This is a genomic window from Kineosporia succinea (assembly GCF_030811555.1).
Lineage (GTDB): Bacteria > Actinomycetota > Actinomycetes > Actinomycetales > Kineosporiaceae > Kineosporia > Kineosporia succinea.
The window spans coordinates 3,727,374-3,748,928 of the sequence record NZ_JAUSQZ010000001.1 but is presented as its reverse complement, the minus strand read 5'-3'; the positions used below and the strand labels follow the sequence as shown (position 1 = coordinate 3,748,928).

The 21,555-nt window shown below is 71.3% G+C and carries 18 protein-coding genes; 13 read left to right on the top strand and 5 right to left on the bottom strand.

The window, feature by feature from the left end; all coding sequences use genetic code 11:
• Window positions 1-122: 122 nt before the first annotated feature.
• On the bottom strand, window positions 123-1,286 hold the full coding sequence (locus J2S57_RS16500; RefSeq protein WP_307243696.1) for an HAAS signaling domain-containing protein: 1,164 nt from the start codon (window positions 1,284-1,286) through the stop codon (window positions 123-125).
• Window positions 1,283-1,669 carry a PadR family transcriptional regulator gene (locus J2S57_RS16495; protein WP_307243692.1) on the bottom strand — a complete coding sequence of 129 codons (387 nt, stop codon included), beginning with the start codon at window positions 1,667-1,669 and terminating at the stop codon, window positions 1,283-1,285. The genes J2S57_RS16500 and J2S57_RS16495 overlap by 4 nt, the downstream gene beginning before the upstream one ends.
• Before the next feature lie 328 nt (window positions 1,670-1,997).
• On the opposite strand from J2S57_RS16495, the gene nucS reads away from it, so the two are divergent.
• The 6 genes from nucS to J2S57_RS16465 all read left to right on the top strand — a co-directional run bounded on the left by nucS (window position 1,998) and on the right by J2S57_RS16465 (window position 10,393).
• Window positions 1,998-2,693, top strand: coding sequence for an endonuclease NucS (gene nucS, locus J2S57_RS16490; RefSeq protein ID WP_307243690.1), 696 nt, complete (start codon window positions 1,998-2,000; stop codon window positions 2,691-2,693).
• A gap of 2 nt (window positions 2,694-2,695) precedes the next feature.
• On the top strand, window positions 2,696-3,805 hold the full coding sequence (locus J2S57_RS16485) for a quinone-dependent dihydroorotate dehydrogenase (protein WP_370882663.1): 1,110 nt from the start codon (window positions 2,696-2,698) through the stop codon (window positions 3,803-3,805).
• A gap of 99 nt (window positions 3,806-3,904) precedes the next feature.
• Entirely contained in the window at window positions 3,905-4,846 is a 942-nt protein-coding gene (locus J2S57_RS16480) for an FAD-dependent oxidoreductase (RefSeq protein ID WP_307243686.1), read from the top strand.
• A gap of 386 nt (window positions 4,847-5,232) precedes the next feature.
• The gene (locus J2S57_RS16475; RefSeq protein WP_307243684.1) at window positions 5,233-6,999 is read left to right on the top strand and encodes a DUF1800 domain-containing protein; all 1,767 of its coding nucleotides are present in this window, start codon (window positions 5,233-5,235) and stop codon (window positions 6,997-6,999) included.
• 22 nt (window positions 7,000-7,021) lie between these two features.
• Complete coding sequence (locus tag J2S57_RS16470; RefSeq protein WP_307243682.1) at window positions 7,022-8,275, top strand: DUF1501 domain-containing protein; 1,254 nt, start codon at window positions 7,022-7,024, stop codon at window positions 8,273-8,275.
• Window positions 8,276-8,416: 141 nt separating this feature from the next.
• Window positions 8,417-10,393, top strand: coding sequence for an ethylmalonyl-CoA mutase (locus J2S57_RS16465; RefSeq protein ID WP_307243680.1), 1,977 nt, complete (start codon window positions 8,417-8,419; stop codon window positions 10,391-10,393).
• Here J2S57_RS16465 and J2S57_RS16460 read toward each other — a convergent pair.
• A complete protein-coding gene (locus tag J2S57_RS16460; RefSeq protein WP_307243676.1) occupies window positions 10,390-10,980 on the bottom strand; it encodes a cob(I)yrinic acid a,c-diamide adenosyltransferase in 591 nt (196 codons plus the stop codon). The genes J2S57_RS16465 and J2S57_RS16460 overlap by 4 nt on opposite strands.
• Window positions 10,981-11,123: 143 nt before the next feature.
• On the opposite strand from J2S57_RS16460, the gene murA reads away from it, so the two are divergent.
• Entirely contained in the window at window positions 11,124-12,410 is a 1,287-nt protein-coding gene (gene murA / locus J2S57_RS16455) for a UDP-N-acetylglucosamine 1-carboxyvinyltransferase (RefSeq protein ID WP_370882482.1), read from the top strand.
• A 25-nt stretch (window positions 12,411-12,435) separates the two neighbouring features.
• Here the strand turns inward: murA and J2S57_RS16450 are convergent, their stop codons facing one another.
• Window positions 12,436-12,783: a hypothetical protein gene (locus J2S57_RS16450; protein WP_307243671.1), complete on the bottom strand. Its 348-nt coding sequence runs from the start codon at window positions 12,781-12,783 to the stop codon at window positions 12,436-12,438.
• A 222-nt stretch (window positions 12,784-13,005) separates the two neighbouring features.
• On the opposite strand from J2S57_RS16450, the gene J2S57_RS16445 reads away from it, so the two are divergent.
• The 3 genes from J2S57_RS16445 to J2S57_RS16435 all read left to right on the top strand — a co-directional run bounded on the left by J2S57_RS16445 (window position 13,006) and on the right by J2S57_RS16435 (window position 16,152).
• Window positions 13,006-13,401, top strand: a complete 396-nt coding sequence (locus J2S57_RS16445) for an STAS domain-containing protein (RefSeq protein ID WP_307243669.1) — start codon at window positions 13,006-13,008, stop codon at window positions 13,399-13,401.
• Window positions 13,402-13,464: 63 nt separating this feature from the next.
• On the top strand, window positions 13,465-15,357 hold the full coding sequence (locus J2S57_RS16440; protein ID WP_307243667.1) for a Na+/H+ antiporter: 1,893 nt from the start codon (window positions 13,465-13,467) through the stop codon (window positions 15,355-15,357).
• A gap of 132 nt (window positions 15,358-15,489) precedes the next feature.
• The gene (locus tag J2S57_RS16435; RefSeq protein WP_307251060.1) at window positions 15,490-16,152 is read left to right on the top strand and encodes a GntR family transcriptional regulator; all 663 of its coding nucleotides are present in this window, start codon (window positions 15,490-15,492) and stop codon (window positions 16,150-16,152) included.
• 43 nt (window positions 16,153-16,195) lie between these two features.
• Here J2S57_RS16435 and J2S57_RS16430 read toward each other — a convergent pair whose 3' ends face one another.
• Window positions 16,196-18,361 (bottom strand): MMPL family transporter, encoded by a 2,166-nt coding sequence (locus J2S57_RS16430; RefSeq protein ID WP_307243665.1) that lies wholly within the window; start codon window positions 18,359-18,361, stop codon window positions 16,196-16,198.
• A 134-nt stretch (window positions 18,362-18,495) separates the two neighbouring features.
• Between J2S57_RS16430 and J2S57_RS16425 the strand changes: the two genes are divergently transcribed.
• From J2S57_RS16425 to J2S57_RS16415, 3 genes are read left to right on the top strand one after another with little or no spacing between them, the layout of a single operon-like run.
• Window positions 18,496-19,881 carry a sensor histidine kinase gene (locus tag J2S57_RS16425; RefSeq protein WP_307243663.1) on the top strand — a complete coding sequence of 462 codons (1,386 nt, stop codon included), beginning with the start codon at window positions 18,496-18,498 and terminating at the stop codon, window positions 19,879-19,881.
• Window positions 19,878-20,540 carry a response regulator gene (locus J2S57_RS16420; protein ID WP_307243661.1) on the top strand — a complete coding sequence of 221 codons (663 nt, stop codon included), beginning with the start codon at window positions 19,878-19,880 and terminating at the stop codon, window positions 20,538-20,540. The genes J2S57_RS16425 and J2S57_RS16420 overlap by 4 nt, the downstream gene beginning before the upstream one ends.
• Window positions 20,541-20,544: 4 nt before the next feature.
• A complete protein-coding gene (locus J2S57_RS16415; protein WP_307243659.1) occupies window positions 20,545-21,438 on the top strand; it encodes a DUF4097 family beta strand repeat-containing protein in 894 nt (297 codons plus the stop codon).
• Window positions 21,439-21,555: the final 117 nt, after the last annotated feature.

Genomic DNA, 21,555 nt, shown 5'->3' with positions numbered 1-21,555 from the left:
TCACCACCTGAGGCCTCGCCCGGGTCGGCCTCGAGGCCGCCGGTCGGCTCGTTCACCATGTCGGAGCCGGGACCGGCCGGCTGAGACGTGTTCCGTCACGGTGCTTTCGGAGATCGTCGCGGTCATTGCCCGTCGCCCGAAGTCGAGGCCGGGCCGGTCAGGGTGACATCCGGGCTCGGGGTGACATCCGGGCTCGGGGTGGCGGCCGGGCCGGACGTCGCGCCCGGGCTGGAGGTAGCGCCCGGGCTGGAGGTCACGGCGGGACCGGGGGTCTCACCACCGGCCGCCTGCTTCACCGGGTACTGCATCCGGTCCGGGGCCTGGGCGTCGCGCACCTCGGTCGTGCTGTCGCCACCGTCGAAGCCGTAGCGGGTGACGCTCTCCCGCAGCGGGTAGACGTTGTAGCGCTCCGAGCCGTCATCACGGGTGGCCGGCGCGCTCTCGACCTCGGCGTACCCACCGTCGTAGTCGTCCTCGCTCCAGACCTTCTCGGCCGGGACGAGCACCTGCCCCTGGTCGTCGAAGAGCTGCACGTCGGTCAGCGGGTTGCCGTCGGCGTCGTACGGGAAGATGTTGCGCACCAGGTGCCCGTTGTTCACGACTCCCTCGGTGCTCGACTGGTCGACGTAGGTGACATCGGCGTACTGCGTGGAGTTCACCGGCATCAGGCCCACCTGCGTGCCACTGAGTGCTCCGCAGAAGGCGAGGAACAGCATGAGCCCGCCGAGCCCGTTCGCACCGACGACCGCGTAGCCCTGGTAGCGACCGCGCGAGCGCCAGTCGTGGCGCCCCGCCTCGATACTCAGCACGACCAGCAGCACGAGCAGGAACCACTGCCCGAACGACTGCGGAACCCACTGCGCCGGGCCGGATCCGAGCTGGACCAGCAGCTGGTAGAGCACGTAGGCCCGGAACGCCCACCACAGCGGACGGCAGGTGACGCCGAACGCGCGCACCTCCGGACTCCACGGCTGCTCGTCGAACCAGGCCAGCGCCGGCGACACGTAACGGTCCACCTGGCCCCGCATTTTGGCGGTGAGCGAGGCCCGGCGCCGTTGCGAGGGCCGGGGCGGAAGACCGGCGGCCGCACGCAGTTCGTCGGCGTACGCGGCGGGCGGGCCGAACAGCTCCTCGGGCGTCTGGTCACCGGCGGCGAGCGCGTCGGCCAGGTCGGCCTCGAGTCCCCCGGTCAGCTCGTCGATCTCGTCGGGGCCGAGATCCCTCAGCTCCGTGCGTACCGCGGCCAGGTATCCGGCCGCCCCCGGGGCCTGCGTCGTCATGCTCATCGCGTTCCCTCCGAGCCGGTCATGGTCCTGACGAGCGTCACCGTGCTGTCTTTGCTGTTCGTGTCCGGCTCGGCCAGCAGGGCCGTCATGGTGTCGGCGAAGCCGGCCCAGGTCTGCCGCTGGGCGTCGAGCTCGTCCCGGCCCATCGGGGTGATGCCGTAGTACTTGCGGTGCGGCCCCTCGTCGGAGGGCACCACGTACGAGGTGAGCGAGCCCCCGGCGTACAGACGCCGCAACGTGCCGTAGACCGACGCGTCACCGACGTCTTCCAAGCCGGCCGCCCGCAGGCGCCGCACCACGTCGTAGCCGTACCCGTCTTCCTGTGCCACCACCGCGAGCACCGCGACGTCGAGCACGCCCTTCAGCAACTGCGTCGTGTCCATCCCTCTCCCCTGTCGTCCCCTGACCGATCCACTGCCGCGTGACAGAAGGTACCGCGCATTGCGCAGTAGCGTCCATGACGCGCCAGTGGCGTGTCTCGTGGTCCGGCGAACAGGGGACGACGTGGTCGCCACGGGCGGCCCCGTCGCGGCCCGGATCAGCTCTCTCCCGACTCCGCCGACCGAGGGTGGGCGGAGGCTCGGCCGCACCGCGCGTCGCTCAGCCACCAGTTCGTGATCAGGCAAAACGTCACCCGCCGAGCGGGGCGGCACCGCACCGGGTGGCCCACCTGACCGCGAGCACCCTCGGTTCGGGCTAGGCTCGTCAACCGTGCGTCTGGTTATCGCTCGTTGTTCCGTTGACTACGCCGGGCGTCTGACCGCCCACCTGCCGCTGGCCAACCGCCTGCTCATGGTCAAGGCAGACGGCAGTGTGCTGGTGCATTCCGACGGTGGCTCGTACAAGCCGCTGAACTGGATGAGCCCGCCGGCCAAGCTGACCGTCGGCAAGCCCGACGAGACCGCGGCCGAGGCCGGGGTGATCGAGGTCTGGACGGTGCAGAGCGCCAAGACCGACGACCGGCTGATCGTGAACATCCACGAGGTGATGCAAGACGCCACCCACGAGCTGGGCGTCGACCCGGGTCTGCAGAAAGACGGCGTCGAGGCGCACCTGCAGAAGCTGCTGGCCGAGCAGGTGAACCGGCTCGGCGACGGCTGGCAGCTGGTGAGGCGCGAGTACATGACCGCCATCGGCCCGGTCGACCTGCTGGTCAAGGACGCCGACGGCGGCTCGGTGGCGGTCGAGATCAAGCGACGCGGCGAGATCGACGGCGTCGAGCAGCTCACCCGCTACCTGGAACTGATGAACCGCGACCCGCTGCTGTCTCCCGTCGCCGGCATCTACGCCGCGCAGGAGATCAAGCCGCAGGCACGCGTGCTGGCCGAGGACCGCGGCATCCGCTGCGTGATCCTGGACTACGACGAGATGCGGGGCCTGGACGACGTGGAGCACCGTCTCTTCTGATGCTGTACGAACTCGTTTTCAAGCACCTCCTGGTGCGGGTGCCGGCCGAGACCGCGCACCACGGAGCCTTCGCGGCGATCCGCCTGATCGAGAAGATCCCGGTGCTGCGGGCCCAGCTGGCGCGCCTGCTGGCCCCGAGCGACCCGGTGCTGCGCACCCGCGCCCTGGGCCTCGACCTGCCCGGCCCGCTCGGGCTGGCCGCGGGCTTCGACAAGGACGCCCTGGCCCCGGACACCCTGGCCGCCATCGGTTTCGGGTACGTCGAGATCGGCACCGTGACCGGCCGCCCACAGCCCGGCAACCCCAAGCCCCGGCTGTTCCGGCTGCCCGCCGACCAGGCGCTGGTGAACCGGATGGGCTTCAACAACCACGGTTCCACCGCGGCCTCGATCCGGCTGAGGGCCCGCACCGGCTCGGCCGTGGTCGGGTCGAACATCGGCAAGACCAAGCTGGTCGGCCCGGCCGACGCGATCGAGGACTACGTCGCGAGCGCGGCCCGGCTCGGCCCGGTCTCCGACTACCTCGTGGTGAACGTCAGCTCGCCGAATACCCCCGGACTGCGTGATCTGCAGGCGGTGTCGTCGCTGCGCCCCTTGCTGAGCGCGGTTCGCCGCACTCTTGATGCATCCGGCCCGACCGGACGCGGGAGCGGCACCCGGCGGGTGCCGCTGCTGGTGAAGATCGCGCCCGACCTGTCGGACGAGGACGTGGACGCCGTGGCCGACCTGGCCGTGGAGCTGGGCCTCGACGGGATCATCGCGACCAACACCACGATCGCCCGCACCGGCCTGAAGACGCCGGTGAGCGAGGTCTCGGCGATCGGCGCGGGTGGCCTGTCGGGAGCGCCGGTGGCGGCCCGTTCGCTGGAGGTGCTGCGGCGCCTGCGAGCCCGGGTCGGCGACGAGATGGTGCTGATCGCGGCCGGCGGGATCATGGACGGCGACGACGCCTACGAGCGGATCCGGGCCGGGGCCACGCTCGTTCAGGCCTACACCGGGTTCATCTACGGCGGCCTGTTCTGGCCCCGCAAGGTGCAGCGGCGCATCGCGGAACGGCTCCGGGCCGACGGCTTCACGTCGGTGCACCAGGCGGTCGGCCGCGGCGCGGAATGAGTCGGAGGACACCCTCAACCCTGAACCGGGGGTGTGAACAGACCCGAATGGTGGACGTCGGGTAGCACGTTGACACGATGTCACGGCACCATCGCTCATATGGCTGCACGGATCACCGTCATCGGCGCGGGTGTCATCGGGTTGTCTTGTGCGGTGCGGCTGGCCGAGGCCGGGCACGCGGTGGACGTCATGGCGCGGGAAATGCCCCTAGAGACCACCTCGGCGGTGGCCGGCGGGCTCTGGATGCCCTTCCTGGCCGAGCCGGTGGAGCAGGTGCGGCGCTGGTCTCACGCGACCCACGCGGCGTTCACCGAGCTGGCCGAGGACAACGATGCCCGCCGCACCGGTGTGGTGCCGCGGCCGGGCTACCTGGTCGGCCTGCGGGAACGCCCCACCTTCGCGGACGGCCTGGACGGCGTCGCCGTGACCCCCGTGAGCCACCCGCACCCCGACCACCGCAGCGGCTGGCACCTGACCGTGCCGGTCGTCGACATGACCGTGTATCTGCCCTATCTCGTGCGCCGGCTGGAGGCCGCGGGCGGCACCCTGACCCGCCTGCCGCTGGCCGCGCTGCCGACCCGGGGCGTGGTGGTCAACTGCACCGGCCTGGCCAGCCGGGCCCTGGCCGCCGACCCGGCGGTGCACCCGGTGCGCGGGCAGGTGCTGCGGATGTCGAACCCGGGCATCACCGAGTGGTGGGCCGACGAGTCGGACCCCGAGGTGCTCACCTACGTGCTGCCGCAGACCCGGCAGGTCGTGGTGGGGGGCACCGCGCAGGTGAACGACTTCGACACCACCCCCGACGAGAACGTCGCAGCCCAGATCCTGGAGCGGGCGAAGCGTCTGGTGCCCGGGCTGGCCCGGGCCACCGTGCTCTCGCACAGGGTGGGACTGCGGCCCGCGCGCCCCTCGGTGCGGCTCGAGACCGTGCCCGGCCCGGACGGCACCACGGTGCACTGCTACGGGCACGGCGGCAGCGGGGTCACGCTCTCGTGGGGATGTGCGGACGACGTGCTCGCCGAGGTCTCCCGCCTCACCTGACGCGGAACGGCCGCACATCGGCGGAACCGCTACCAGGAGTGAGCGGAACCGCACGCAAGCGCGGAATCCGATGATCGTCAGCAGCATCCCGCAAATTATTTTTGCCACGTCCCTCACCCCCGAGAACCCGGGAAATCCCCGCGTTCATGAAGACCCCTTAAGACTCCCGAAGGTTCCGCTGAACCTTGGAGTCGTCTGTTGAGCGTCTCTTGACGCTCGTTTCACCCACCCCCGGATCCGGCTCTCACCAGCACGTTTCGCGCCCTCACCCGACTACACGCGCGAACCCTCCGAATGGTTGCCCGCCCCCTCGGAAAACTTGTAAGTTCCCTGCGACTTCACCGGATGCCTCGCCTCGGGGGCGTGGTCGCAGGAGGAATGCACGGATGGCAGACGGATTTCCGCCGCCCCGGAAGAGTTCCGGCCCCTCACCGGAGGCCACCACCGGCACCCGGCGCAGCCGGCGGGAGAACCGCCCGATCGCCACCGGCCTGTCCCGCCGCAGCCTGGTCGTCAGCGGCGCGTCCGCCGTCGCGGCCGCCGGGGGCACCGGATACCTGTTGCTGCGCGGGGGAAGCGCCGAGGTCGGCGCCGCGACCCTGACCACCCAGAAGGCCGCCGAAAGCGGGACCGCCGCCTCCGCGGGGGCGGCGGCCACCACGTCCTCGAGCGGTGCCGCGACCACCACCGGCGCGAGCCCCGCAGCCCGGGCGACCACCGCGGGAGCCGGCACCACCACCGCTGCCGCGAAGAAGATCAAGGTCGACCCGGACCTGCTGATCGGCCGCGCCACCTACGGCCGCACCGCCGCCAGCGACCGGTCGATCGACCGCCTGGGAGCCTCGGCGTGGCTCGAACGCCAGCTGCGGCCGGCCAGGATCAAGGATCCGAAGGGCCTGGCGGTCGACGCGCAGTTCCCGGACATGAAGTGGAGCATCGCCCAGACCCGCGCGAACCTGAAGGTCGGCGCCTGGGACGTCATGCAGGACACCTGCGCGAATCACCTGGGCCGGGCGCTGTTCTCGAGCCGTGAGCTGTACGAGGTGATGGTCGACTTCTGGTCGAACCACCTGAACATCGCCTGCCCGGGCGGTGACGTCTGGGACACCCGGCACCGCTACCAGCGCGACGTGATCCGCAAGCACGCGATGACCTCGTTCGAGAACCTGCTGCTGGCCAGCGCTTTCCACCCGTCGATGCTGGTGTTCCTGAACGGCGCGCAGTCCACCGGGCAGGCCCCGAACGAGAACTACGCCCGCGAGGTGCTCGAGCTGCACACGGTCGGCGTGAACGGCGGCTACACCGAGAAGGACATCCAGCGCTCGGCCCTGCTGCTCACCGGCTGGACGTTCGACGAGGGCAGGCGGGCGTACGACAAGAGCCGTCACTACACCGGCCGGATCAAGGCTTTCGGCTTCGCCAACGCCAACAGCGACGCCTCCAAGGGCCCCGCCGTTCAGCAGAAGTACCTGAAATACCTGGCGAACCACCCGAAGACGGCCCGCAACATCGCCACCAAGCTGGCCCGGCACTTCGTCTCCGACACCCCGCCCGCGTCGCTGGTGACGAAGCTGGCCAGGGTCTACACCCGCAACGACACCGCGATCGTGCCGGTGCTGCGGGCCCTGTTCACCTCGCCGGAGTTCGCGGCCTCGAGCGGCGACAAGATCCGCCGGCCGATGGAGCAGGTCGTGGCCAGCGCCCGGGTGCTCGGGGTCAGGAACGGTTCCAGCGCCAAGGCTCTCATGGACATGTACTACATCGTGAAGGACGCCGGTCACGGCCCGCTGGGCTGGACGATGCCGAACGGCTACGCCGACACGGCCGATTCGTGGCAGTCCCCCGCCGGTGCGCTGCAGGTGTTCAACTCGACCACCGCGATGGTGCACGGCTGGTGGCCGAGCAAGATGGTGCTGCCCGGGCCCGAGAAACTCCTCAGCACCAAACCCACCACCCGGGCCGGGGTCATCACCGCCGTCGGCAAGAAGGTCTTCGGCCGCACCCCGGGCCGGCGCGAGCGCTCGGCCGCCAATCAGCTGCTGGCGGGCACGAAACTGCCCACCTCGTTCACGACCGGTTCCTGGGAGCAGCACGAGACGATCGCGCTGACCACCACCCTCTTCCTCGCCGCCCCGGCCCACCTCTCCGTCTAGATCGGCCATCCTCATGACCTCCATGACCGCAGACGACATGTGCGGCTGTCCCGAGAACCGCGGGGTCTCCCGGCGCACCCTGTTCCGGATGGCCGCCGTCGGTGGCCTGACCACGGCCACCACTCTGTCCGGGGCCACGCTGGCCTTCGGCGCCCCGGCCGGCACCGGCACGCTCGTGGTGCTCTCGCTGCGCGGCGGTTTCGACGGGCTGTCGGCCGTGATCCCGCTCGGCGACGCCGGTTACGCCAAGGCCCGGCCGAACATCCAGGTCACGGCGTCGCAGGCGCACAAGGTCGACTCGATGTTCGGGCTGCACCCGGCCATGGAGCCGGTGTTCAAGCTGTTCGAGAACGGCACCATGTCGGCGGTGCACGCGGTCGGGCAGGCCGACCCCACGCGGTCGCACTTCGAGGCGATGGAGGAGATGGAGCGGGCCGCCCCCGACTCCAACCTGCGCACCGGCTGGATCGACCGCACCCTCGGAAGCATCGGCGATCCGGGTGGTTTCGCGGGTACCCAGGTCGGGTCCGGCTCGATGCCCGACTCGATGATCGGGCCGAACGCGAAGTTCGCGATGAACTCGATCGCCGGGGTGAAGCTCTCGGTCGGTGAGGACCTGGTGCCCCTGGCGCGCTGGCGCTCGGCGATGAAGACCCTGCACACCGGGGCCTCTCCCGACCTGAAGGCCCCGCTGACCAACGCGCTGGGCGCGGTCGGCAAGATGGCGCCGCTGGCCAAGGCCGAGGCGAAGGCGGCCAAGGACGTCGGCTACCCGGACACCGCGCTGGGCAACGCTCTTCACGACGTGGCCCGGCTGATCAAGGCCGACCTCGGGCTGCGGGTCGCCACCGTCGACTACGGCAACTGGGACATGCACGTGAACCTGGGCCGGGCCGATGCGGGCTGGATGTTCAACCAGCTCAAGGAGATGAGCCAGGCCCTGGCCGCGTTCGCCGCCGAGCTGGGCACCGACGGGCTGGCCCGCACGAACCTGATCACGCTCAGCGAGTTCGGCCGCCGGCTCGAGGAGAACGGCTCGGGCGGGCTCGACCACGGGCACGGCAACGTGGTGCTGGCACTGGGCGGCGGGCTGAAGAAGGGCATCCACGGACGCTGGCCGGGCCTGGGTGCGTCGGCTCTCGTCGACGGTGACCTGGCCGGCACGACCGACTACCGGTCGATCGTGTCCGAGGTGCTGAAAAAGCGTGTCGGCGTGGACTCCACGACCGACATCTTCCCGGGTTACAAGGCCAGGGCGGTTGGCCTGGTCTCGTAGCCACGGGTCGGGGAGAGGACGGTGCCGGGCTGTGAGGGGCTCGGCACCGTCCTCATTTCGCGCACGGAAGCCGCTCGCGCGTGGCACCGGTCACGTCGGCGGGCCTGCTGCGTCATCGACGCGCTGATTACCGTCGATGAGATGAGCGAACGCGACCGGCCGTGGGTGATGCGGACCTACGCGGGGCACTCCAGCCCGGCGGAGTCCAACGCGCTGTACCGGCGCAACCTGGAGAAGGGCCAGACCGGGCTGTCGGTGGCGTTCGACCTGCCGACCCAGACCGGCTACGACTCCGACCACGAGCTGGCCCGCGGGGAGGTCGGAAAGGTCGGGGTGCCGATCCAGCATCTCGGGGACCTGGCGGCGCTCTTCGACGGGATCCCGCTGGACCGGATGAACACCTCGATGACCATCAACGCCCCGGCCCTGTGGATGCTCGCGCTCTACCAGGAGGTGGCGCTGGCCCAGAACCCCGACGCCCTGGCCTCTTTGAGCGGAACCACGCAGAACGACATCGTCAAGGAGTACCTCAGCCGGGGCACCTACATCTTCCCGCCCGGGCCGAGCCTGCGGCTGACCACCGACACGATCGCCTACACGGTCTCGGCGATGCCGCGCTGGAACCCGGTCAACATCTGCAGTTATCACCTGCAGGAGGCCGGGGCCACGCCGGTGCAGGAGGTGGCGTTCGCGCTGAGCACGGCGATCGCGGTGCTCGACGCGGTGCGTGACAGCGGCCAGGTGGCTCCGGAGCGGTTCGGTGACGTGGTGCAGCGCATCTCGTTCTTCGTCAACGCGGGTGTGCGTTTCGTCGAGGAGATGTGCAAGATGCGGGCTTTCGTGGAGCTGTGGGATTCCCTCACCCTCGAGCGCTACGGGATCGAGGACGCGCGTCAGCGGCGTTTTCGTTACGGCGTACAGGTCAATTCGCTCGGGCTGACCGAGGCCCAGCCCGAGAACAACGTGCAGCGAATCGTTCTCGAGATGCTGGCGGTCACCCTGTCGAAGAACGCGCGGGCCCGGGCGGTGCAGTTGCCGGCCTGGAACGAGGCGCTCGGCCTGCCCCGGCCGTGGGACCAGCAGTGGTCGCTGCGGTTGCAGCAGGTACTGGCCTACGAGTCCGACCTCCTCGAGTACGACGACCTTTTCGAGGGCTCGCCGGTGATCGCGGCCAAGGTCTCCTCGCTGGCCGAGGGGGCGCGGGCGGAGATGGCCCGGGTCGAGGAGATGGGCGGCGTGATCGCGGCGGTCGAGTCCGGCTACCTGAAGTCGGCCCTGGTCTCGTCGCACGCGGGGCGGCGGGCCCGCGTCGAATCGGGTGAGGACGTGGTGGTCGGGGTCAACCGGTTCACGTCCACCGAGCCGAATCCGCTCACCACCGATCTGGGCGCGGCCGTGCAGACGGTGGATCCTTCCGTTGCGTCGCGGGCGGTTTCGGCGGTCCAGGCCTGGCGGGACTGCCGGGACGCGTCGGCGGTGGCGTCGGCCCTGGAGCGCCTGAAGACGGATGCGGCCGGCCCCACGAACCTGATGGAGGCCAGTCGGGAGTGCGCCCGGGCGGGGGTCACCACCGGCGAGTGGGCGGCGGCCCTGCGCTCGGTCTTCGGTGAATACCGGGCTCCGACGGGTGTCTCGGCGGCCGTCGCACCTCCGGGCGCCTCCCTGAGCTCGGTCCGCGAGCGCGTGCGGCGCACCGGCGACGAGATCGGCGCCCACCTGCGCCTGCTCATCGGCAAGCCCGGGCTGGACGGGCACTCGAACGGCGCCGAGCAGGTGGCGGTGCGGGCGCGCGACGCCGGGTTCGAGGTGGTCTACCAGGGCATCCGCCTGACCCCGGCCCAGATCGTGGCCGCGGCGGTGGCCGAGGACGTGCACGCGGTGGGTCTCTCGGTGCTGTCCGGGTCTCACCTGGAGGTGGTGCCGGCGGTGGTGCGCGGCCTGCGGGAGGCCGGGATGCACGACGTGCCGGTGGTGGTGGGTGGCATCATCCCGCCCGGCGATGCCCGGAAGCTGCTCGCGGAGGGCGTTTCCGCGGTCTTCACCCCCAAGGACATCGACCTGACGGACATGATGGACCACATCGTCACGCTGATCCGGACGGCCCAGGGCGTCCGTTAGCCCCGTTCACCGCCCGGCACCCACAGCACGTCCCCGCCCGCGTCCACGTTCGCCACGCGGCACAGGATGAAGAGCAGGTCGCTCAGCCGGTTCAGGTACTTCGCGGTCAGCGGGTTCACACCGCCCTCCGCCGACGAGCCGTGTTCCTCCAGCGCCGCCCACACCGACCGCTCCGCCCGCCGCGTCACCGTGCGCGCCACGTGCAGGTACGCCGAGGCCGGGGAACCGCCGGGCAGGATGAACGAGCGCAGCGCGGGCAGGTTCTCGTTCCACTCGTCGCAGGCCGCCTCGAGCCGGTCGACGTAGTCCGCGGTGACCCGCAACGGCTCGTGCTTCGGCGCGACCGCCAGCGGGACGCACAGGTCGGAGCCCACGTCGAACAGGTCGTTCTGCACCCTCCGGAGCAGTGTCACCAGCTCGGGGGACGGCGAGCCGACCGCCAGCACCACGCCCAGCGCGCTGTTCGCCTCGTCGCAGTCCGCGTACGCGATCAGCCGGGGGTCGTTCTTCGAGGTGCGGCTGAAGTCGCCCAGCGCGGTCGTGCCGTCGTCGCCGGTCCGGGTGTAGATCCGGGTCAGGTTCACCATCGGGCCAGACTACGAGGAGATACCTGCTGTAACGCTTGCCGCACGCACGGCGATAGCCGAGTGGCGCGTACGGGCGACGCTCCGGCGGTGAGTCATGCCCGGATGTGAGTCGTCGGCCAGGAATCGGCAATACGATGCGCCTCGTGGAGGCTTTCCGGATCGTGGGTGGTGCGCCGCTGAAGGGCGGCGTGCGGGTGGCAGGCGCGAAGAACAGCGTGCTCAAGCTGATGTCGGCCGCGTTGCTGACCGAGGGCACGACGACCTTGTCGGACGTGCCCGACATTCTCGACGTCCGGATCATGGTCAAGCTGCTGACCCGGCTGGGCTGCGGGGTGGACTACGTCGACGGCAGCGGCATGCTCTCGATCACCACCCCCGCGACGCCGGGGCACAAGGCCGACTACGACCTGGTGCGGGCCATGCGGGCGTCGATCAGCGTGCTCGGCCCGCTGCTGGCGCGGTGCGGGGCGGCCCAGGTGGCGCTGCCCGGCGGTGACGCGATCGGTTCGCGGGGCCTGGACATGCACGTCTCCGGCCTGGAGACGCTCGGTGCCCGGATCGAGGTGGAGCACGGCTTCCTGGTGGCGCACGCCCCGTCGGGCCTGCGCGGCGCCGAGATCCGGCTCGACTTCCCGAGCGTCGGCGCGACCGAGAACCTGCTGATGGCCGCCGTGCTCGCCGACGGCCGCACGGTGCTCGACAACGTGGCCCGCGAGCCCGAGGTCGTCGACCTGTGCCGGATGCTGCGCCGGATGGGCGCGAAGATCGACGGGGTGGCCAGTTCCACTCTCGAGATCATCGGCACCGAGAGCCTCAACCCGGTCGAGCACCGCGTCGTGCCCGACCGCATCGTGGCCGGCACCTGGGCGTTCGCCGCCGCGATCACCGGTGGCGACGTGATCGTGCACAACGGCGAGCCCGGTCACCTCGAGCTGGTCATCGACAAGCTGGTGGACGCGGGGGCCGAGGTGATCACGCTGGCCGACGGTTTCCGGGTGAAGGGGCCCGAGCGCCCGAAGGCGGTGGACGTCGCCACCCTGCCGTACCCGGGTTTCCCCACCGACCTGCAGCCGTTCATGGTCACCCTGTGTGCCGTCTCCGACGGCGCCGCGATGATCACCGAGAACCTGTTCGAGGCCCGTTTCCGGTTCGTGCAGGAGATCGCCCGGCTGGGCGCCCACGTGCGCATGGACGGTCACCACGCCTTCGTGCGGGGTGTGCCGCGGCTGTCCGGCGCCCCGGTCGAGGCCAGTGACATCCGGGCCGGCGCCGCGCTGGTGCTGGCCGGGCTGGTCGCCGACGGCGAGACGATCGTCTACGAGGCCGGGCACGTCGACCGGGGGTACGACCGGTTCGACCACGCCCTGCGCACCCTCGGGGCGGACGTGCGCCGGTTCGAGGTCTCCGAGAGCGGCGCCGCGGCCGGTTAGGGCCCGGGCCGGCCCCGGGCCCGTCTCAGCGCAGGACGTCGGGCGGGGGCGGCGGCGCGGCCAGGATCGTGCGGGCGATCTTCTCGTCCTTCTCGAAAACCATGACCCGGGGCCCGTCCGTGGTCTGCACGAGCTTGGCGCGCACCTGGCCGGCCTCGAGCTGAAGGCGCTGCTGCTCGCCCTCGATCATCGTCGCCGGGGAGGCCACGGGCACGAAGAGCCCGTACTCGTTCTCACCGCCGGTGCGGGGCCGCCGGGCGACGACCGACTTGCCCGAGCTGAACGTCCAGCGCAGGAACATCACCATCACGCCGAAGCCGAGCAGCACGATCAGGATCGACAGCAGGTAGGAAGTGCCGTCCCCGTACAACATGTGACCAGTGTCCCCGCCCCACGCCGGAACTTTCCAGTGGGCGGTGCGGTTGCGCGGGAAACGGCCCATGGTAGAAGCCGCGGCGGGTCGGTACTGGGCGTGTCCCGGATTCCGTGACACAGTTGTTCAACGCTGCGTGACGAACGCGTCGGGTGGGTGGTCGGTGTACGACCGCCCCGGCGCATCCGGGTCGAGCCGGCGGGGCAACTCTTGGGGGGAACGATGACGGGATCACCCGATCCGCGCACGCCGGCGACACCGGCTGCCCCGGCGACCACCGCGTCCACCATCTCCACCGCGAGACTGGACATCGACGTGGTGAGGCCCGGGGCCCTGCTGCGCCTGAACGGCCGCCTCGACGCGCGTTCCGCCCCCACCACTCGCACCACGCTGCACGACGCGGTCGACACCGGCGACGGTGAGCTCGTGATCGAGATGAACCGGGCCGAGATCTGGGACGGCACCGGCCTGGGCGTCATCGTCGGCACCGGCCGCCGCGCCCGGCAGGCCGGCCGGCAACTCGTGCTCACCGGGGTGCAGGCCCGTGAGCTGCGGCTCCTGCGCGTCGCCCGGGTCACCTGGACGTCGTCGGTGCGGCCCGCCGCGATGGTCTGCTGAGGCCCGGCCGACGTCGGTACCACTCAGGACGGCGCTTTCACCATCTCGTGACATGATCTGCCGGTGCCCCTGGCGATCGAACTCGTCATCATCCTGGCGATCGCCGCCGCAACCGCTGGCCTCGCCAACCGGTTCGCGCTGAGCGCCCCCCTTCTCCTGACCGCCTTCGGGCTCGTGCTCTCGTTCGTGCCCGGTATGCCCACGCTGCCGCTCGAACCCGACGTCGTGCTCGAGGGTCTGCTGCCACCCCTGCTCTACGCCACCGCCGTCCGCACCCCGTGGGTCGACCTGCGCCGCAACAAGCGCTCGATCGGCCTGCTCTCGGTCGGGCTGGTCCTCGTCACCGCGTTCGCCGTCGCGATCGTCGTGCAGATGGTGCTGCCCGAGGTGCCGTTCGCGATCGCCCTGGCCCTGGGCGCGGTGGTGGCCCCGCCGGACGCGGTGGCCGCCAGCGCCGTGGCTCGCCGGGTGTCGATGCCGCGGCGGGTGGTCACCCTGCTCGAGGGCGAGAGCCTGCTCAACGACGCGACCGCCCTGGTCACGCTGCGCACGGCGATCGCCGCGATCTCCGGCTCGGTGGGCGTGCTCTCGACCGGCGCCGACTTCGTCTGGGCGGTCGCCGGGGGTGTGCTGACCGGCTGGCTGCTGGCCCAGCTGGTCACGTTCGCGCGGCACAAGGTCGAGGACCCGGTACTGGACACCAGCATCTCGCTGCTCGTCCCGTTCATCGCCTATCTGGCGGCCGAGGAGATCCACGGCTCCGGCGTGATCGCGGTGGTGGTGGCCGGGCTGATGCTCGGCCACCGCTCGATCGACAGCCAGTCGGCGATGTCCCGGGTGACCGAGCGGGTGATCTGGCGCACCGTGCAGTTCCTGCTCGAGAGCGCGGTCTTCCTGCTCATCGGCCTGCAGCTGCAGGACCTGGTCAGCGACGCGATCGAGGACGAGTCGACCCCGAACCTCGACGTGCTGCTGCTCAGCGGCGCGGTGCTGCTGACGGTCATCGTGGTGCGCGGGCTCTGGGTCTTCCCGTCGGCCTACCTGCCCCGTCTGCTGGTGCCCGCGATCCGGCGGCACGAACCCCGTCAGCCCGCGGCCGGGGTGGCGCTGGTCGGCTGGGCCGGCATGCGCGGTGTGGTCACGCTGGCCGCCGCGCTCACCATCCCCGAGGACGTCCCCGGCCGTCCCGCCCTGGTCGTCGCGGCGTTCTCCGTGGTCGCCGGGACCCTGCTGATCCAGGGCACCACGCTGCCCTGGCTGGTGCGGCGGCTGCGGGTGGTCGGCCCGGACCCGGCCCAGGACGCGTTGCAGGAAGCCCTGCTCCAGCAGCAGGCGGCGCAGGCCGGGCTCGACCGGCTGGGCTCGGCGAAGCGGGAGAACGACGCGGCCGACGTGGTGGCGACCCTGGAGTCGTGGGGCGAGCGCGTGGCCAACGCGGCCTGGGAACGGCTGGGCTCCACCGACGCCCAGCGCGAGACCCCGGCCTCGACCTTCCACCGGCTGCGGGTCGAGATGCTCGAGGCCGAGCGCGAGATCGTCGCCACCGTGCGCAGCGACGGCTCGGTGCCGCACGACCTGGTCGAGCGGGTGCTGGAACGCATCGACCAGGAGGAGGCCATGCTCGACGGCTTCTCCACCGGCTCCGGCCCGTCCGCCGCCGAGCGCTCGTCCAACCTGACCACGCCCCGCCCGGGTGCCTGCGAGCACCTGCAGGACCGCCCCCTCACCCGTGCCCCCGCGTCCCGCCCCGACGCCTGCCCGGAGTGCCTGAAGCTGGGTGAGCACAGCTGGGTGCACCTGCGGATGTGCCTCGACTGCGGCCACGTGGGCTGCTGCGACTCCTCGCCGAACCGGCACGCCGACGCGCACTGGCGCGAGAGCGGGCACCCGGTGATGCGCAGCATCGAGCTGGGCGAGTCGTGGCGCTGGTGTTTCGAGGACGCCGAACTGGGCTGACGATCCCCCGGCCAAACCTTGTCAATTAGCCCAAACTCCTTCAAAAGAGCCGTAGGTGAATCACATTCGGCCGTAGGACATGATGAGTCGCACCACCGGCACCGGGCCGGCACGAGCCTGGGAAGGGTGCGGATGAAGCGGGTCTGGGTGCGCGACGAGCTGCGCCGGCTGATCGACACCAGTCCCCCGGGCGCCCTCATCCCGTCCGAACGCGAGCTCAGCGACCAGCTCGGGGTCTCCCGCCCCACCCTGCGCGCGGCCATCGAAGACCTGGCGGGCGCCGGGCTGCTGGTGCGTCACCAGGGCCGGGGAACGTTCACCCGGGTGCGGCCCACCTCGTCGCGGGTGCCGGACCCCGGCTGGCCGAGCCGGGTCGAGGAGTTCCGCGTCGAGGCGGCCGGCGCGAGACTCGGCGCCCGGCTGGAGATCTCCCCCGCGACACCGGCCCTCACCGTGCGCCGGGTCCGGATCAGCGACGACCACCCGATCGCCATCGAGCGGATCAGCCTGCCCGCCGCCCTGGTACCGGGTCTCGAGCCGGCCGTCTTCGAGACCGGGCCGTTCCACGAGGTGCTGCGCGAGCGGTACGACGTCAGCGTCACCACGGCGGTGCAGACCACCGAGGCCACGGTCACCGACGACGGCGAGTCCGGGCTGCTGGCGGTGCCGGTGCACGCGCCCGCGCTGCTCATCGAGCGGACCTCGAAGGACGCCGGTGGGCGGGTGGTCGAGTACACCCGGTCGATCTACCGCGGTGACCGGTACCGGGTCACGGCGCAGCTCACGTTTCCCTGATGACACGCCGGCCCGGCGTCCGGGGAGCCGGGCCGGCCGTCGATCAGTCGTGCAGCGCCGGCACCCACCGCGGCCGGGTGTGCGCCCGCTCCCCCAGCAGAGCCAGCACCGCCGGGAGCAGCACACCCCGCACCACCGTGGCGTCGATGAGCACCGCCGTCGCCAGGCCCACGCCGAGCTGCTTCATCTCCAGCACCGACATGGTCGCGAAGATGGCGAACACCGCCACCATCACCGCCGCCGCGCTGGTCACGGTTCCGGCACTGCGGGCCACGCCGAGCCGCACCGCGTCGCGCGGTGACGAACCGGCCCGCCACGCCTCCCGCACCCGGGAGACGACGAACACGTGGTAGTCCATCGACAGACCGAAGAGGATCACGAACATCAGCAACGGCAGCCAGGACGCGATCGAGCCGATCGAGGTGAAGTCGAGAAGGTCCTCGGCCCAGGTGTTCTGGAAGATCGACGTCATCACCCCGTAGCCCGCGCCGACCGAGAGCAGGTTGAGCAGCACGGTGGCCAGGGCCAGCCAGACCGAGCCGAACGACAGCACCATCACCACGAAGGTCAGCACCAGCACGAACCCGACCACCGGCAGCAGGCGCGAATCCATCCAGGCCGACAGTTCCGTGCCCTCGGCCACGCCGCCCAGATGCACCTCGGCGTCCGGCAGGGAACGCGACACCGCGGGAACCAGGGTTTCGCGCACCTTCTCGACCACGTCACCGGCCCGCTCGTCCGAACTGTCGTACGGAATCGGCAGATCCAGCACCGAGACCCGGCCGTCCAGCGACGTCCGCACCGAGGGCTCTCCCGACATCACGACACCGGTGCCCGCGGCCAGCGGCCAGGCCCGTTCCAGAGCGGAGGCAGCATCCCCCGAGACCACCAGCTGAATCGTCGAACCCTCCTGCGGGAAGGCCTGGATCATCGTCGTCGTGGCCTTCACCGAGGGCAGGTCCTGCGGCAGCGACTCCACCCCGGGCAGCGAGGTGCGCATGTTCGCCGCCGGCACCGCGAGTGCCACCAGCAGCCCGGTGGCGGCGAGCGTCCAGATCAGCGGACGCCGTGAGACCGCACCGGCGAGCCGCCCCCAGGGCCCGTCGACCGGGGCCTCGCGGCCGACCCGGCGCCCGATGAACGGCAGCCGCAGCCAGGTGATCCGGTCACCGAGCACCGACAGGATCGCGGGAAGCACGGTGGCGGAGGCGATCACGGCGATCAGCACGACGATCATGGCGCCGATCGCGAGCGAGGTGTAGAGGCCCCCGGCGACCAGCATGCCGGCCATCGAGACCACCACGGTGACGCCGGAGATGATCACGGCCCGGCCCGCCGTCATCCCCACCACCCGGATCGTCTCGCGCACCTCGAGACCGTGGGCCCGTTCCTGCCGCGAGCGCCGGATCACGAAGAGCGCGTAGTCCACGCCGACCGCGAGACCGATGAGCAGCACCAGGCTCTGGGTGTTCTGGTCGACCTCGTACCAGCGCGAGATGAACGCCGTGACCCCGAGCGCGGTGACGACGGCGCCGATGCCCAGCAGCACCGGCACGAAGGCCGCGACCACGGACCCGAAGGCGACCAGCAGGATCGCGAGAGTGACCGGCAGGCTGAAGAGTTCGGCCCGCTGGAAGTCGCGCTCGATCTGCTCGCCGACCCCCGCGTTCAGCGAGCCCTCACCGGTCTGGCCGATCTCGAGGTCCGGGTGCCCGGCCGCGAGGGTGCCCGTGACGGTCAGCATCCGCTCGGCGGTCGCCTCGACCGCGTCGTCGTCATCGTTGGCCGCGGTCAGCTCGACCGGGACGAGCATCGTGCGCCGGTCTTCCGAGACGATCGGCTCCCCCACGGAACCGACCCCCTCGACCGGGCCGAACGCGTCCACCATCTGCTGCCCGACCGTGCCGATCCGCGCCTCGCTCAGCGTTCCCCTCCGCGCGCTGACCACGAGGTGCTCGACCGGACGGTCACCGAAGTCGGCTCCTTGCAACAGTTCCGATGCCTTGCGGGAGTCGCCGACGAGCTGCTCGGCCCCACTGGCGGTGTGCAGCCCGCCCCCGAGCAGCACCACCCCCGTGGCCATCACGATCAGCGCGGCGAGCAGGGTGCTCCAGCGGTGGTGGGCGCACCAGGAGGCCAGGCCGCGAGGTCGCGGTGGCGGTGGGCCGGCAGGGGCCGCACGACGTTCCGAGTCGGTCGTTGTGGTCATGGTGGTCAAGCTTGGGGACGCGCGGCACCATGATCACTGGTGCGTCCCCCTCAAGTGGGGGTGGGGTTAACCCCACCCCTTCCCGGGTGGCTCCGGGATGCTGTCCGGGCCCGGCCGAGCCCTACCGTTGCAGGGTGACCGAGACCCCGCGGCGGAGGACGCCGTTCCTGACCGGAGCGCAGACCATGGACGGCCTGCGCACGGGACTGCCGCACGGCTGGCCGGAGACGGCATTCGTGCTGTGGCTGCGCGGTTTTCCCGCCGTCGCCCACCTCTCGCTGAACCTGGTCCTGACGGTCCCCTACCTGCTGCTGGCCGCCTTCATGCTGGTCGCGGTGGTCCTGGTCCCGATCTTCGGGATGGGCATCCCGATCGTGTGGGCGCTGCTGCTGGCCGCGATGTTCTGCGCACGGCTCGACCTGCTGCGGCTGGAGGGCATGACCGGGATCCCCCTGCCGTGGATGGGATCGGCTCCCGAGGCGCGCGAACGCGGCTGGCTGCGGCGGCACCTGCTGGGCGGCCGGCAGTGGCGGTCGCTGGCCTGGGTCGCGTGGCAGTCGGTGTGGGGGCTGATCAGCAGCTGTCTCGTGCTGGCCTTCGCCTCGGTCACGCTCGGCCTGGTCGCCGCGCCGCTCTACGTGTGGGCCCTGCCGTCGCACGAGATGTACTGGCCCTGGGGCGGAACCACCTCCGGGCCGTGGTGGCTGCTGCTGGTCTTCGTCGTCGGGGTCGTCGGCATGGTGGTCACGCCCCTGATGGCCACCGGGCTGATCGCCCTCGACGTGCTGATGGCGAAACTGCTGCTCACCCGCTCGTCGAACGCGGAGAAGGTGAAGACGCTGAACCGCCGGGTGGAGACGCTGACGGCCACCCGCGCGGCCGCCGTCGACTCGGTCGAGGCCGAGCGGCAGCGCATCGAGCGCGACCTGCACGACGGCCCGCAGCAGCGCCTGGTCGCGATCGCGATGGACCTGGGCCTGGCCCGCGAGAAGATGTCCCGGGACCCGGAGGGAGCACGCGACCTGATGAACAAGGCGCACTCCGCGGCGAAGGAGGCCGTGGTCGAGATGCGCCAGGTGGCACGGGGAATCCACCCGCCGATCCTGACCGACCGGGGTCTCGACGCCGCGCTGTCGGCCCTCGCCGCCAGCAGCCCCGTGCCGGTGAGCGTGCAGACCGACCTGCCCACGCGTCCCTCGCCCACCGTCGAGGCCATCGCCTACTTCTGTGTCAGCGAGGGCCTGACCAACGTGGCCAAGCACGCCCACGCCTCCCGCGCCCGGGTGCTGGTCAGCGGCGTCGGCGAGTGGCTGCGGATCGAGATTGAGGACGACGGGGTCGGCGGGGCGCAACCCGGCGGTTCCGATCCGGACGGCAGAGCGGTCGGGGGCACCGGTCTTCGCGGTCTGGCCGACCGGGTCGCCGCGATCGACGGGGCCGTCCACCTCTCCTCCCCCGCCGGCGGGCCCACCGTGCTCACCATCCACCTTCCGCTCAACCCCTCCGGGAGCCCCCAGTGACCGCCGCCGTCCGTGTCGTCCTCGCCGAGGACTCGGTCCTGCTCCGCGAAGGCCTGCTGCGCCTGCTCGCCGAGACCGGGTTCGAGGTGGCCGAGGCCTGCCCCGACGCCGAGAGCTTTCTCCGGGCGGTCGAGGCGCACCGGCCCGACCTGGTCATCGTCGACGTGCGGATGCCCCCGACCTTCACCGACGAGGGGGTGCGCGCGGCGCTGGTCGTGCGCCACCAGTACCCGCAGATCGCCGTGGTGGTGCTCAGCCAGTACGTCGAGGAGAACTACGCCACCGAGCTTTTCGCCGCCCGCTCCCACGGCATCGGCTACCTGCTGAAAGACCGGGTGGCCGACGTCGGTGACTTCGCCGAGTCGCTGCGCCGGGTCACCGACGGCGGCACCGCGCTCGACCCCGAGGTGGTGGCCCAGCTGTTCTCCCGGGCCACCCGGAAAGACCCGCTCAGCCGGCTCACCCCGCGCGAGCGGGAGGTGCTCGGCCTGATGGCCGAGGGGCGCTCCAACACCGCCATCGCCGCGCAGCTGGTGATCGGCGAGGGAGCCGTGGAGAAACACGTCTCCAGCATCTTCGGAAAGCTCGACCTCCCCCCGGACGCGCAGGACCACCGCAGGGTCCTCGCCGTCCTCCGCTGGCTCGGCCAGGAGGGCTGATCCCATGTCGACGACGACCACCCACGAACCCGGCGGCCCCACCACCACGCCACCCCGGCGTCCCAGCCCGTTGCTCGGCCCGGTGCGCATCGCCGGCGTCGTGCTCGGCCTCGGGGTGCTCGGACTCGGCGTGATGACGGTCGTGACCCAGTTCGCGACCCGCGTGCACGAGGAGACGTTCACCGTCTCCGACCCGGTCACGACCCTCTCGGTCGATGTCGGCTCCGGTGACGTGCGGGTGCGCGCCGTGGCCGAGGGCACTCCGGTGCGGGTCGAGGTCAAGGCCCGGTCGGCGATCCGCGACGCGGTCTGGAACCACACGGTCGACGACGGCAGGCTCGCCGTGACCGCCGACTGCCGGGGCGGCTGGCCGATCGACAGCTGCTCGGTCAGCCTGACGATCACCGTGCCCGAGAACGTCCCCGTGGACCTGCACACCGGCTCCGGCGACCAGGAGGTGCGCGGCCTGACCGCGGACGTGAAGGCCCGGGCCGGGTCCGGCGACATCGATCTCACCGGGCTGACGGGCGACATCCTGGCCACCAGCGGCAGTGGCGACGTTCGCGCGTCCTCGATGCGGTCGGTGGTCAACGAGATGCGCACCGGTTCGGGCGACGTGAGAGCCGACTTCATCGGTGACGCCGTGCGCCTCGTGACCCGCACCGGCAGCGGTGACGTACGTGTCGGCTTCTCCACCGCGCCCACCTCGGTGAGCGCGAAGACCGGGGCGGGCAACGTGCAGCTGACCGTGCCGAACGACGGCACCCGCTACGACGTGAGCGGCACGACCGGCAGTGGCGACCGTCGCATCGACGTTCCCACCGTGGGCGCGAAGGGCTCCGGCAACCCGATCGAGGCCGACACCGGATCGGGTGACGTGGTCGTCTCATATCGCTGAGCGGTCCCTCGCCTGCGCTTTTCCGCCCGGGTCGCGGATCCGCCGAATGCTTGAGGGTGAAACCACCGTGATCGCCGGAAGAAATGGGGCGGAACGGGTTTCAACACTCGTGGGCTG

Bases quoted from the DNA above. Each gene is read 5' to 3' on its own strand.
- J2S57_RS16500 (WP_307243696.1), bottom strand. From the start codon at position 1,286: ATGAGCATGACGACGCAGGCCCCGGGGGCGGCCGGATACCTGGCCGCG.
- J2S57_RS16495 (WP_307243692.1), bottom strand. From the start codon at position 1,669: ATGGACACGACGCAGTTGCTGAAGGGCGTGCTCGACGTCGCGGTGCTC.
- J2S57_RS16480 (WP_307243686.1), top strand. From the start codon at position 3,905: ATGGCTGCACGGATCACCGTCATCGGCGCGGGTGTCATCGGGTTGTCT.
- J2S57_RS16475 (WP_307243684.1), top strand. From the start codon at position 5,233: ATGGCAGACGGATTTCCGCCGCCCCGGAAGAGTTCCGGCCCCTCACCG.
- J2S57_RS16470 (WP_307243682.1), top strand. From the start codon at position 7,022: ATGACCGCAGACGACATGTGCGGCTGTCCCGAGAACCGCGGGGTCTCC.
- J2S57_RS16465 (WP_307243680.1), top strand. From the start codon at position 8,417: ATGAGCGAACGCGACCGGCCGTGGGTGATGCGGACCTACGCGGGGCAC.
- J2S57_RS16460 (WP_307243676.1), bottom strand. From the start codon at position 10,980: ATGGTGAACCTGACCCGGATCTACACCCGGACCGGCGACGACGGCACG.
- J2S57_RS16450 (WP_307243671.1), bottom strand. From the start codon at position 12,783: ATGTTGTACGGGGACGGCACTTCCTACCTGCTGTCGATCCTGATCGTG.
- J2S57_RS16445 (WP_307243669.1), top strand. From the start codon at position 13,006: ATGACGGGATCACCCGATCCGCGCACGCCGGCGACACCGGCTGCCCCG.
- J2S57_RS16435 (WP_307251060.1), top strand. From the start codon at position 15,490: ATGAAGCGGGTCTGGGTGCGCGACGAGCTGCGCCGGCTGATCGACACC.
- J2S57_RS16430 (WP_307243665.1), bottom strand. From the start codon at position 18,361: ATGACCACAACGACCGACTCGGAACGTCGTGCGGCCCCTGCCGGCCCA.
- J2S57_RS16415 (WP_307243659.1), top strand. From the start codon at position 20,545: ATGTCGACGACGACCACCCACGAACCCGGCGGCCCCACCACCACGCCA.